The 12,697-nt window shown below is 65.2% G+C and carries 10 protein-coding genes; 6 read left to right on the forward strand and 4 right to left on the reverse strand.

Going from position 1 to position 12,697, the window contains the following annotated elements:
- Positions 1 to 3: 3 nt before the first annotated feature.
- Positions 4 to 1,800 (reverse strand): AMP-dependent synthetase/ligase, encoded by a 1,797-nt coding sequence (locus AOP75_RS11850; RefSeq protein ID WP_062079297.1) that lies wholly within the window; start codon positions 1,798 to 1,800, stop codon positions 4 to 6.
- 88 nt (positions 1,801 to 1,888) lie between these two features.
- Between AOP75_RS11850 and AOP75_RS11855 the strand changes: the two genes are divergently transcribed.
- The 4 genes from AOP75_RS11855 to AOP75_RS11870 all read left to right on the forward strand — a co-directional run bounded on the left by AOP75_RS11855 (position 1,889) and on the right by AOP75_RS11870 (position 6,228).
- The gene (locus tag AOP75_RS11855; RefSeq protein WP_062079298.1) at positions 1,889 to 2,854 is read left to right on the forward strand and encodes an ROK family glucokinase; all 966 of its coding nucleotides are present in this window, start codon (positions 1,889 to 1,891) and stop codon (positions 2,852 to 2,854) included.
- 26 nt (positions 2,855 to 2,880) lie between these two features.
- Positions 2,881 to 3,612: a lysophospholipid acyltransferase family protein gene (locus AOP75_RS11860; protein WP_062079299.1), complete on the forward strand. Its 732-nt coding sequence runs from the start codon at positions 2,881 to 2,883 to the stop codon at positions 3,610 to 3,612.
- Positions 3,613 to 3,678: 66 nt separating this feature from the next.
- Positions 3,679 to 4,878 (forward strand): pyrophosphate--fructose-6-phosphate 1-phosphotransferase, encoded by a 1,200-nt coding sequence (locus AOP75_RS11865; protein ID WP_062079300.1) that lies wholly within the window; start codon positions 3,679 to 3,681, stop codon positions 4,876 to 4,878.
- A gap of 3 nt (positions 4,879 to 4,881) precedes the next feature.
- Positions 4,882 to 6,228, forward strand: a complete 1,347-nt coding sequence (locus AOP75_RS11870; protein ID WP_062079301.1) for a class II 3-deoxy-7-phosphoheptulonate synthase — start codon at positions 4,882 to 4,884, stop codon at positions 6,226 to 6,228.
- 127 nt (positions 6,229 to 6,355) lie between these two features.
- Here the strand turns inward: AOP75_RS11870 and pknB are convergent, their stop codons facing one another.
- Positions 6,356 to 8,305: a Stk1 family PASTA domain-containing Ser/Thr kinase gene (gene pknB, locus AOP75_RS11875; RefSeq protein WP_062079302.1), complete on the reverse strand. Its 1,950-nt coding sequence runs from the start codon at positions 8,303 to 8,305 to the stop codon at positions 6,356 to 6,358.
- A gap of 75 nt (positions 8,306 to 8,380) precedes the next feature.
- Complete coding sequence (locus AOP75_RS11880; RefSeq protein WP_062079303.1) at positions 8,381 to 9,772, reverse strand: LysM peptidoglycan-binding domain-containing protein; 1,392 nt, start codon at positions 9,770 to 9,772, stop codon at positions 8,381 to 8,383.
- Positions 9,773 to 9,884: 112 nt separating this feature from the next.
- Here AOP75_RS11880 and AOP75_RS11885 point away from each other — a divergent pair, with 112 nt between their 5' ends.
- Complete coding sequence (locus tag AOP75_RS11885) at positions 9,885 to 10,235, forward strand: Rv2175c family DNA-binding protein (RefSeq protein ID WP_062079304.1); 351 nt, start codon at positions 9,885 to 9,887, stop codon at positions 10,233 to 10,235.
- A 31-nt stretch (positions 10,236 to 10,266) separates the two neighbouring features.
- On the opposite strand, the gene AOP75_RS11890 is transcribed toward AOP75_RS11885, so the two are convergent.
- Positions 10,267 to 11,340: a polyprenyl synthetase family protein gene (locus AOP75_RS11890; protein WP_062079305.1), complete on the reverse strand. Its 1,074-nt coding sequence runs from the start codon at positions 11,338 to 11,340 to the stop codon at positions 10,267 to 10,269.
- Between the two features lie 108 nt (positions 11,341 to 11,448).
- Here AOP75_RS11890 and AOP75_RS11895 point away from each other — a divergent pair, with 108 nt between their 5' ends.
- Complete coding sequence (locus AOP75_RS11895; RefSeq protein ID WP_062079306.1) at positions 11,449 to 12,477, forward strand: DUF4192 family protein; 1,029 nt, start codon at positions 11,449 to 11,451, stop codon at positions 12,475 to 12,477.
- The last annotated feature ends 220 nt before the right edge of the window (positions 12,478 to 12,697 follow it).

The raw sequence follows: 12,697 nt of genomic DNA on the forward strand, positions 1-12,697 counted from the left end.
CAGCTAGCGCGCGCGATGCTTTCCTGCGTAGATCTCGTCGATGACTGGCGCGAAGTCCGCAAGTACGCGGCTGCGCTTCACCTTCAACGACGGAGTGAGATAACCGTTGTCGACGGTGAGGTCCTCGTCGAGAATGCGATACGCACGCACGGACTCGGCACGCGAGACATGAGAGTTGGCACGATCGATTGCCTTCTGAATCCGCGCAACGATGCGCGGATCACGGGCCGCCTCCGCGACCGTCATCGGCTCCATACCTTTGCCCTTCAGCCACCCAGGCAGGGCATCAGCGTCGAGCGTGAGCAATGCCGCGATGAAAGGTTGGTTGTCGCCCACGGCCACGCACTGTGAAATGAGCGCATATCCGCGGATCCCATCCTCGAGTTCTGCCGGCGAGACGTTCTTGCCTCCGGCCGTCACGATGATTTCCTTTTTGCGGCCCGTGATCTTGAGGTAGCCGTCGGCATCCTCGCTACCGAGATCACCGGTGTGGAACCAGCCGCCTTCCATCGCTTGCGCCGTAGCGTCAGCATTGCGGTGATACCCCTGGAAAAGCTGCTCACCGCGCATGAGGATCTCGCCGTCATCCGCGATTTTCACCTCGAGTCCAGGGAGCACTGGCCCCACGGTGCCGATCTTCGACTTCGACGGCAGGTTGACATGCGAAGCTGCGTTCGTCTCCGTCAGGCCATAGCCCTCCAAGACCTTGATGCCCAGACCTCCATAGAAGTAGCCCAGGCGGTCGCCCAAAGGTGACCCGCCGGAGATTGCCCAGCGCACCCGCCCGCCCAGGAGCCCACGAATTTTCTTCAGCACCAGCGCATCGGCCGCAGCGTGGCGCAGCTTGAGGCCCATGCCAGGGCCGCGGTCGCTTTCGAGCGCGCGGGCGTAGTCCATCGACTGCTTGGCAGCCCACCGGAAGATCTTCACCTTGCCGTCCGCCGCAGCCTTCTGCTCAGCGCCGTTGTAGACCTTCTCGAACACGCGCGGGACAGCAAGCAGGAGCGTGGGGCGCATCGTGCCGATGAGGGGGACCAGCCTGGAGGAGTCCGGACAGTAGCCAATGACGAGCCCGCCGTGCAGCAGCGCGAATTGGACAAGGCGCGCGAGCGAATGAGCGAGCGTCAAGAACAGCACAGTCGACGCGTCTTTCTCGTACACGACCTCACTCATGGTGTCGACCAGACCAAGGGTGTGCCGGACGTAGGAGAACTGCGTGAGTTCCACGCCCTTCGGCAGCCCGGTGGTGCCTGACGTGTACATGATCGTGGCCAGAGTGTCGTGTGTCACCGTCGCGAGACGGGCCTCGAGTTCAGCATCGCTGATGGAAGTGCCGGCCGTGGCGAAGGCCTCCATGGCGCCGTCGTCGATCGACACCACCCGCTCCAGCGGCGTCGTGCCTCCATCCAGCACCGCCGTGGCCCGTTCCACGTGCGCGGCCTGCTCGGCTATCACGAGGCTCACGCCAGCGTCGCGGCAGATCCACTCGATCTGACCCACGGAAGACGTGTCGTAAATGGGCACTGGGATGGCCCCGGCTGTCATGATCGCGAGGTCTGCGACAGTCCACTCCCATCGCGTACGCCCCAAAATGGCGACCTTGTCGCCTGCCCCCACACCTGAAGCCATGAGACCCTTGGCGACGGCATCGACCTGCGCCCGCGCCTGCGCACCCGTGACGTCGTCCCACGAGTCGTCGTCACGAGGGTTGCGTACCACCACCTTGTCAGCACGCTCGTGCCAGGTGCGACGCACCACGGCGACAATGTGCGGAGGGTAGACGGAGTCCGGAGAAGGCATGTGCTGACTTTCTGGGCAAACGGGTCGGTCGCGCTCACGATACCCTTTTGTCAGTCCCACCACTTGACCTGCGAGGAGTGCAATCGGCATGCATGCTGTCGGCGTCGACATTGGCGGAACCAAGATCGCCGTAGGGGTCGTGGGGGATGACGGCCAGATCCTGGCCAAGACCCGCCGCCCCACTCACCCAGAGGACCCTGCGAGCATCGATGCTGCTATCGCCGATGCCGTGGCGGAGCTGGCGGCGGAATACGAGTTTCGCTCGATTGGGCTTGCAGCGGCAGGTTTCGTGTCCGCCGACCGCGAGCGAGTGCTGTTCGCGCCGAACATCGCGTGGCGTGAGTACCCCCTTGCACACAAGGTGGCCGCGGCGATTGGGCGCGACGACGTGCACGTGGTTGTCGAAAACGACGCCAATGCCGCCGGATGGGCTGAGTTCATGTACGGCCCGGCCAAGGACGCGGGCAGCATGGTGATGCTCACGATCGGCACAGGACTGGGCGGTGCCATCATCTCGGATGGGGCGCTGGTGCGCGGCTCTGCAGGCTTCGCGGCTGAACTCGGGCACGTGCGCGTGGTTCCGGATGGACACCCGTGTGGCTGCGGTCACCGTGGGTGCTGGGAGCAGTACGCGTCCGGGTCCGCATTGGTGCGCGAAGCCAAGCGCGCGGCGAGCGAGCGCTCAGTCCGCGCAGCGGGTCTGATCCGCCTTGCTGGCGGTGACCCCGCCGCAATCAAGGGGCCCCACGTGACGGAAGCGGCCGCCGAGGGTGACGAACTGGGCGTTGAACTGCTCCACGAGCTTGGCGTGTGGATCGGTGCAGGCGCGGCGTCACTGTCGGCTGTGTTGGATCCGGAGATGTATGTGATCGGCGGGGGAGTAGTCGCCGCCGGGGACATGATCCTTGGCCCAGCGCGAGAGGCCTACAGTTCGCATCTGCCCGCGAGCGGTCACCGTCCCCTCGCACCCATCGTCGCAGCGTCGATGGGTAATGACGCCGGCATCGTGGGCGCCGCAGCGCTCGCGCGCGAAGCGGATCAGCCAGGCGAGTAGTCTGAACCGGGAGGCACACTCGCACTATGTACTACCGCTTGTTCAAACATGCGCTCATCGGTCCGCCGGTGAAGGCGTATTACCGTCCCTGGGTTGAGGGTGAGGACAACGTCCCCGACACCGGGGGCGCGATTCTGGCGAGCAACCACTTGTCGTTCTCTGACTCGGTCTTTCTCCCCCTGGTTCTCAAGCGCAAAGTTGTCTTTCTGGGCAAGGCGGAGTACTTCACAGGCAAGGGCCCCAAGGGATGGGCTACCCGCGCTTTCATGGAGGGAGTGGGCGTCATCCCCGTCCACCGTGGTGGCGGACGTGCCTCCGAGGCCGCCCTCCGGACAGGCCTCCAAGCGCTCCAGGCCGGTGAGTTGCTCGGCATCTATCCCGAAGGGACGCGGAGCCCAGACGGGCGCCTGTACCGCGGCAAAACGGGCGTGGCGCGCATGGCCATCGAGGCCGGTGTGCCGATTGTTCCCGTCGCGATGATCGACACCGACATTGCGCAACCGATCGGCCAGCGGGTGCCTTCCCGCCACCCGATCGGCGTCAAGATCGGTGAACCCATCCGCATCGAGGCCTATGCCGGCCGCCAAGAAGACCGCGACGCCCTGCGCGAGTTGACGGACATCGTCATGCGAGCCATCGCGGACTTGTCCGGTCAGGAGTATGTGGAACGCGACGCCGCGCAGTACAAGCGCGAACTTGAACGTCAGGCCCGTGACGCCGGAATCGCGGGGCCCGAAGACGATCTCCCTGGGGCGTAGGCGCACGTACGAGCGCTCCCCCTAGAATGCTTGCAAGACCACCATCCCTGCCACGAAAGGTAAGTCATGTCGGTTCGCCGCGTCGCCCTGCTCACTGCGGGCGGTTTCGCCCCGTGCCTGTCCTCCGCCGTCGGAGGCCTCATCGAGCGCTACACCGAGATCGCGCCCGAGGTTGAGATCATCGCTTATCAGCACGGCTATTGGGGACTGCTGCAGGGCAAGTACGTCGAGGTGACGGACACGGTCCGCGAGAAGGCCGGCCTGCTGCACGAGTTTGGTGGCTCACCCATTGGCAACTCCCGTGTGAAGTTGACCAACTATGAGGACTGCTTCAAGCGCGGCCTCGTCGAGGAGGGGCAGAACCCGCTGGAGGCTGCCGCCGAGCAGTTGAAGGCCGACGGCGTTGACGTGCTGCACACCATTGGTGGCGACGACACCAACACGACCGCCGCAGACCTCGCGGCATACCTGCACGAGAACGACTACGAGCTCACCGTCGTGGGTCTGCCAAAGACCATCGACAACGACGTGGTGCCCATCAAGCAGTCGCTGGGTGCCTGGACCGCTGCCGAGCAGGCGTCTGAGTTCGCACAGAACGTGATCGGCGAGCACCGTTCCGGACCACGCATGCTGATCATCCACGAGGTGATGGGCCGCGCGTGCGGGTGGCTCACCGCCGCCGCCGGCATGAAGTACCGCCAGTGGCTTGACACCCAGGAGTGGTTGCCCGAGATCGGTCTGTCCAAGGAACGGTGGGACATCCACGCGCTGTACGTCCCCGAGCAGAAGCTCGACTTGGATGCCGAGGCCGAGCGCCTCAAGGCAGTGATGGACGAGGTCGGCAACGTCAACATCTTCCTGTCGGAAGGTGCAGGTGTGCCTGAGATCATCGCCGAGATTGAAGAGGCTGGCGGCGAGGTCGAGAAGGACCCGTTTGGCCACGTCAAGCTCGACACCATCAACCCCGGTCAGTGGTTCGCGAAGCAGTTCGCTGAGCGTCTGGGCGCCGAGAAGGTCATGGTGCAGAAGTCTGGCTACTACTCGCGTGCCGCCAAGGCCAACGCGGAGGACCTGCGCCTCATCAAGTCGATGACGGACCTCGCGGTCGAGTGTGCCCTGCGCGGCGAGGCCGGCGTGATTGGTCACGACGAGGAAGACGGCAACCGTCTCAAGGCGATCGAGTTCCCGCGCATCGCCGGCCACAAGCCTTTCGACACCGAGACCGACTGGTACCGCCAGACCCTCGCTGACATTGGGCAGGCCTAATCGATGAGTGAGGCAGCCCTGGAGGCCGCCGGAGTCGACTCGTACCTCTCGTGCGCCGCGAAGCAGCAGCCCACGTGGCCAGACGCTGACGCGCTTGCGCGTGTGAGCGAGCGGCTGCGTGCGGTGCCGCCGCTTGTGTTTGCGGGAGAGGCAGACGTTCTTCGAGAGCAGCTCGCTGCGGCAGGACGAGGCGAAGCCTTTGTTCTGCAAGGTGGCGACTGCGCGGAGATCTTCGCTGAGGCGACGGCCGATCGGATCCGCAACAAGATCAAGACCATCCTGCAGATGGCCGTCATCCTGACCTACGGTGCCTCGACGCCTGTCGTCAAGCTCGGTCGCATGGCTGGTCAGTATGCCAAGCCGCGCTCGGCAGACACCGAGACGCGTGACGGCGTCACGCTTCCCGCCTATCGCGGCGACATCGTGAACAGTTTCGCGTTCAATGAGGAGTCCCGGGTTCCGAACCCGGAGCGCCTGATGGACGCCTATCATGTCTCCGCGTCCACGCTTAATCTGATGCGCGCGTTCACGCAGGGTGGTTTTGCCGACCTGCGCAGCGTGCATGCGTGGAACCAGGGCTTTGCCTCGAACCCCGCCAACGCCAAGTATGAGGAGATGGCGCGGCAGATCGACCGTGCCGTGCGCTTCATGGCCGCGGCCGGGGGAGACTTCGACGCTCTCAAGACCGTGGAGTTGTTCTCGAGCCACGAGGCCTTGCTGCTCGACTACGAGCGCGCGCTCACCCGCATCGACTCGCGGTCAGGGGAGGCCTACGACACCTCGGCTCACTTCTTGTGGATCGGCGAACGCACCCGCGAGCTGGACGGTGCCCACGTGGAGTTCATGTCGAAGATTCGCAACCCCATTGGGGTCAAGTTGGGGCCCACGGCCACTGGAGCGGATGCGCTCGCGCTGGCGGAGCGCCTCAATCCCGACAACGTTCCCGGACGCCTCACCTTCGTGGCGCGTATGGGTGCGGACAAGGTGCGGGACCAGTTGCCGCCGTTGGTGGAGGCCGTCCGCAACGCGGGAGTCACGGCGACGTGGCTCACTGATCCGATGCATGGCAACACCTTCACCTCGGAGTCCGGCTACAAGACCCGTCGCTTCGACACAATCCTGGACGAGGTCCGCGGTTTCTTCGAGGTGCACCGCGACCTGGGGACTGTCCCAGGCGGCCTCCACGTCGAGCTCACTGGCGACGACGTGACCGAGGTCATGGGTGGGACTGAGGCGATTGACGATGACGGCCTGGCCGCACGCTATGAGACCAAGGTCGACCCGCGCTTGAACCACTGGCAGTCCTTGGAGATGGCGTTCCAGGTCTCTGAGCTCCTGGGCGCACGCTGACACCTGGGTTCCGCGGAACCGCCTTGCTGGAGGGCCGATGCCAGGGTGACCCTGGCATCGGCCCTCCAGAAACGTTTGAGAGCCCCGCGCCGTAACCGGCACGGGGCTCTCAAACGTAGTGGGGTCGCTAGTACTCGAGGTAGATCTCGGAGCCGCGCTCGACCTCAGAATTCGGTGACGGCACCATGTTGTACACGCGAGTAGTGAAGTTCCACGGGTTGTCATCTCCGGATACCGTGAGGCCAAGGCCCTCCAGCTGCGTCACGGCGTCGCTGTACTCGTCGCCGCGCACGTCGGGCACCGTGATGAGGGGGTAGCCCTCGGAGACCGTCAGCGTCAGGTCCTGGGTGCGCACACCCTCTGAGCCGGCTTCCGCGCTTTGCTCGAAGACTTGGCCAGGATCCACAACGTCCGTGCGCGCGTAATCGATGGTGGGCGAGATGGCGTACTCCGCCAGCGTGGCGACGGCCGCCTCCTCCGTCATGCCAGTGAGGTCTGGGATGGTGATGGGTTCGGGACCATCGGAAACCGTGAGCTCGACGGTGGTGTCGTGATCCACGACTTCACCGGCCGCTGGGCTGACCGACAGCACCTCTCCCGCTGGCACCGTGTCCGAATGCTGCAATACGGGGTCTGCCAGGGGGAAACCCGCATCCGCGAGCTGCGCTTCTGCCTCATCCGCCGACGATCCCACCACTGCGGGAACTTCAACCTGCTCCTTGCCCAGCGACACATTGACCGTGATCTGCGCATTGTCGAGCGCGCGTTCTTGCCCGCCGGGATCGGTCGACACCACGTAACCCGTGGCGATCGCATCGTCGTAGACCTCATTGATGTCTACGGTGAAGCCCAAATTCTCAAGGGTGTCGGTGGCTGCTTGCTCCGCCTGTCCGGAGACATCAGGCACGGTGGTGTAGGCGCCAGGGCCTACGGCCTGGTACCACCACAGTGCGGCGACGCCCAAGACGACGACGGTCGCGGTGACTGCGGCGATCCACCAGGCGGTGCGGTGAGAAGAGCGCTCGGGTTCGGTCGCCTCTGGGTCATCGTCCCCGAAAACCTCGCCATACACCGCGACATCCGTAGCGGCGCCATCCAGACCGATGGGCAGTGCGATGGTCGAACCGGAGGGTGGCTCCTCCAGGACCGCGGTGGCGTCGGCGTCTTGCACGGCCTCTGTTGCCCCGGACGGTGGTTCTGCGCGGCGGGCGAGGGTGGGGTCATCCAGTCCCTGATGCATAGTCCGGACCGCGTGCAGCGCTGCTGCGGCGTCCGCTGGCCGAGCGTCAGCGACGCGTGCGGTGAAGGAGGCGATCAGTTCGTCAATGTCGCCTGGAAGCCAGGCAACTTGCGACGACGGCGCGGGAACATCTTCGTGGACGTTGCGCGACGCGAGCGCGAGTGCGGTGTTCGCCGTGAACGGTTGGCGCCCGGTGATGAGCTCGTACAACAGGATGCCGCAGGCGTAGACGTCTGTGCGGGTGTCTGCGGTCCCATGGGTCACCAGCTCGGGAGCCAGATACGCAACCGTGCCCAGCAGCATCCCGGTCGTGGAACTCGTGACCTCGGTGACCGCGCGAGCGAGACCGAAGTCGGTGAGCTTGGGTTCGCCATCGGAGTCAAGGAGGACATTCTCGGGCTTGAGGTCGCGGTGGACAAGTCCCTCTCGATGCGCCGCTGACAGTGCAGTGAGGACCTTCTCAACGACGTCGAGGGCGTCGCCAATCGCGAGTGGGCCCGTACGCGTCATGAACTGACGCAGGTTCTCACCCTCGACGTATTCCATCGTGAGGTAGGAGACGGTGCCATCCACGCCCTGGTCGTAGACGCGCACCATTCCGGGGTGGGTGAGCCGTGCCGCGGCCTTGGCCTCACGGCGGAACCTCGAGGAAAAATCCGCCTCGGACGCGTCGGCAGCGAGGTGCGGATGCATGACCTTGAGGGCGACGGTGCGCTCGAGGTGCTTGTCAAAGGCGACATAGACAGTCGCCATGCCACCCGCTGCGATGCGTTCGCGCACCTCATAGCGGCCGTCGATGAGACGGCCGATCAGCGGATCAGTCATGGTGTCAGACACGGCTACATTCTAGAGGCGGACGACCGCGCAGCCGGGTGGCTACGCGGTGCGCCGCGATAGTGAGGGACAGGGGTATTAGAAGCGCTCCATGAGGGCAAGGACAGAGGCGACATAGCGCTTGGTGTCGGAGTACATTCCGTACTTCCGCACGCCGGCCTCGCCCTGGTAGTAGCCAGCGATCGCGATCTCAAGGTCCCGACCGTTGCGAGTGAGGTGCTTCAGGATGGACACGCCGGCCTCGACATTGTCAGCAGGCACCAGCAGGTTCAGTTCGCGGCCGACCATGTCGGAGGCCCAGGCACCGGAGGTGGGAATGACCTGCATGGTGCCAATGGCGTTAGCAGGGGAGACGGCGCGCATATTGAAGCCGGACTCTTGGTAGGCGATGGCTTGTGCCAGCGACGGGTCCACACCGTACTTCTTGGCGGCCGCGACCACCATGGCCTGCATCTGGTCGCGTGAAGGCACATCCATCGCGTTCAGCGTGGCCTTGTTCTGGTTGGCGGCGCCCACGGTCGGGGCGTCATACGTGCGCCCTGCGAAGCTGTCGCCTACGAGGCCTGACGGCGTCCCTCCGGAGATGGTGAGCTTTTGCCCGACCTTGATCAGCGAGGCGCTCTTGAGTCCGTTGTTCGAGACAATTGCGGCGACGGTGACGCGGTGCTTGCTAGCGATTGCACCCAAAGTGTCGCCCGCCTTGACCGTGTAGGTCACCTGCGCGCCGCCAAAGTTGTCGAGGTTGGCGTCGGTCGCGAGCGTGGGGGCGCCGCCGGAGACGTTGTTTGACACCGTGGTGGCCGTCGATGATCCGACGGCTGCGCCGCCGGGAATGGTGAGCTTTTGGCCTAGGCGGATCATCGCGGAGGAGCCGAGGTTGTTGGCTGACACGATCGATGAGACGGACGTGCCGTACTTGCGGGCCAGGGCCCACACCGTGTCGCCGCTGGTGACCTTGTGGGTCAATGTGGAACCGGACGATGCCGCGGTGCTGGCTCCCTTTGATGTCGCCTTGGAGGCGGTGGTGGCACCGGTTGCTCCGGAGATGGTCAGCGTTTGACCCACACGGATCATCGCGGATGAGCCGAGGTTGTTGGCTGACACGATTGCGGACACCGTGGTGCCGTACTTGCGTGCGAGCGCCCATACGGTTTCTCCGGCCGCGACCTTGTGAGTGCCGGACGCACCGGTGGATGAGGTGGACACTTTGCTGCTTGTTGACCCCGAAGGGATGGTCAGCGTCTGGCCAATCACGATCAGGGCGCGGGAGTTGAGCCCGTTCGCGTCGACGATGCTTGCGACCGAAGTGCCGTACCGGGCGGCGAGGCCACTCACCGTGTCGCCAGAGTTCACCCGGTGCTGGTCGTCGGCGGAGGCTGGCAGTGCGCTGAAGGTGCTGAAGGCGATGGCTGCGGTAGCGGCGGCTGCGGCGCTGCGAAGCGCGCGGCGTGAAGTTGCGATGCGACCCACGGGATTCTCCTCGCTGAGGCTGATGTGCCGGATGTGACAAATGTGACACAAGTGACTGTAGTTACTCGGCGGCGCGTACGCAAGAGGGTTCATGGCTTTGTAATCTGGTGAGGTGAGCGACAACATCGAATGGCTGGCCGTCCCCGACTTCGCAGAGTCCCTCGGAGTCCTCGCGACTCACGTGAGGGACATGATGCGAGACAAGACCATCGTCGCTGTGCGACGTGGGGCCAATGACGCGTGGTACATCCCCGCGGACTTCATCGTCGTCGAAGACGGCGAGCGCCAGTTGCTCAAGACCGTGCCGGGCACCATCACCCTGCTGAAGGACATGGGCCTCACCGACACCGAGATTATCGATTGGCTGTTCGAAGACTCCGATGAACTCGGCACCACGCCCATGGCCGCGTTACGCGAGGGACGTCGCGCGCCAGTGCGTCGAGCAGCGCAAGCACTGGGGTAGCAGCGGGCTCACGGGCACCCGCGAACGCGCCTTAGGCGACGCGGCGGACCACGGCGTCGGTGAGCGACCTCAGCGTTTCCCACCCTGCTTGATCGAGATCGGCGTCTGCGAGCGCGACATTTGCGCGCGTGGCGAGGCGGTCGATCTCTTCCTCTGCTGCGTCGAGCGCGCCCGAGGCAGCGATCGCATCGACGGCCTCCGCGACTGCCGACGCGGAAGCGTCGCGGTGACCGAGCACGTCACGCAACAGTTCACGGGTGGCGTGCGAGCCGTGGCTCCAGGCGTGCCACACCAGGAGGGTGCGCTTACCTTCGCGAATGTCGTCTCCCGCTGGTTTGCCAGTCACTTCTGGCGCGCCCGTGAGGCCCAGGACGTCGTCGCGGAGTTGGAAGGCGACTCCGAGGTCAACGCCGGCTTCGCTGAGGCGCGCGACCCGAGCGTCGCTCGCGTCCGCGAGAGCCGCGCCCATCATGAGGGGGTACTGCGCAGAGTAGGACGCAGTCTTCGATCGCATGACCGTCACGATCTCGTCACGCTGCGATCCGAGGGACTCAAGGGGCTGGACGGCTGCGCGCATGTCGGCGTACTGCCCGGCCGTCACCAGTTCTGCCATCGTCGCGAACAGTGACGCCACGACGGGCCCCTTGGCGTGAGCGGACTCAGCGGCGCGCGCGCACGCACGGTGCGCTGCCATCAGACTCAAGTCGCCGGCCAGAATCGCACCGGCAGTGCCGTAGGCCTGCGAGGACCCTTCCCACTGCGCGCCTCGATGGGCGGCTTCGATCTGCCTGTGAGCCGCTGGTCGCCCGCGGCGCGTGTCCGAGCCATCGAGCACGTCGTCGTGGAGCAGCGCTGCGGTTTGAAAGAGCTCGACCGCCGCCGCCAGGTGAGCCACGGCATCGGCCCGCTGCCCGCGGTGAGCCTCGTGAGAGGCGAACACGAGGAGCGCACGCAGCCTCTTGCCGCCGGCGGCGAATTCTCGCAGCGGCGTCATGATGTCCGCCACCGGCGCTCCGGCAGGTTGGCAGGCCTGAACAGTCGCGTCTAGCGTGGCGGTGATTGTCGCGTCGGTGGCCGAGCGCCAGGTAGTGAGGTCCGCAGTCACCCCGCAAGCCTACGGGTGATCTCCCCAGGCCAGGGCCGCCTGGAGCGGTGTCCACAGATGTCGCATGGACGCTCGGCTGGAAGCAGACCTTCCGTGCACGGTGAACATATGACGATTCCTCTATTGCACTGGCCGGGCCACTTGATCGCCGCCATTCCTCAATTGTTTGGGCACGAGCCACATGAGTGCGTGGTGGTTGTGGGCGTCGCGGAGTCGGGGGAGATGAAGGTCGCCATACGTGTGGAACGCGAGCGGCTGATGTTGCCTGATCTCGGTCCGACCACCGCCGCGGACATCGCGCGCACCATGCACAAGGACGATGTCACGCGTGCCTTCCTGGTGAGTTGGACGCGGGAGCGAGTGGACGTTGAGTGCCCCGCGGCGGCGGTGGCTCGGGAGTACCTCACAGACGTGTACGAGGTGTCGGATGCGTGGGCGACGAACGGGGACTACTACTGGTCTCCCGGGTGCGCAGATCACGAATGTTGCCCGGTAGGGGGCCGGCCCGTGCCCGTCGCACCCCGGATCGACGGAGCTGTACCGCGAGTGTCGATGGCGCACCGGCGCAGTTCCTTGCGTACGACGGAGGCGACGCAGGTCAGACGCAACGCCGCCCGCGCCGCGCAGCGGTGGCTTACCCGGAGGCACGGCGACCGTGATGCCTGGTGCGCGTCCTCATGGGAGCACGTCCAGGCGTCAATGGAGGCTACGGTCCCGCCGCCCACGTGGGGTAAGGCGATGGCGGGCCTGAGTGACGTGCGGGTCCGCGACGCGCTCATCGTGAGCTGGTTGGGTGCGGATGCCGATGTGATTGCGGATGTCCTTGCCGGCAGAGCGACTCAGCGCGTCAACGAGGTCATGGACGGGGCGTTACGACCGTCAGGCGCGCGCCTGCCTCGTGACGAGGAGACCGAACGTGCACTGGTGTGGTGCGACCGCCTGGCTGAATGTTCGCGCACCTCGGACCTGGCCGTAGTCCTGACGCTCAAGGCGGTACTTTCCTGGTGGACCGGCCAGGTGGAGGCGTGCCGCGTGCATGTGTCGCAAGCTCTCGCCGTCGACGACAGCTACACCTTGGCAATGTTGCTGAGGAGCATGTGCGACGCGGGCCTACAGCCCGGATGGATGAGACAATAGATGTCGCGTGAGCGGCCCACATGGCCGCCAAGCGGGGAACGAATCCGTTGACAGCGCCGTTATACTTAAATGTAATTGCGCGCGGCGCTCACCGGGGAAGGTTCTCACCTCCGCCTCGGGAGACCCGAGTTCCGTCGATGTTCCCCACAGCAGAGCCTTCGTGGCGCGGGAGCGTGATCGACAGTCGGGGAGAGAGTGTCCGGGCGTTTCGAGTCCGTCA

This window comes from Demequina globuliformis, from assembly GCF_000975155.1.
GTDB classification, from domain to species: Bacteria; Actinomycetota; Actinomycetes; order Actinomycetales; family Demequinaceae; genus Demequina; species Demequina globuliformis.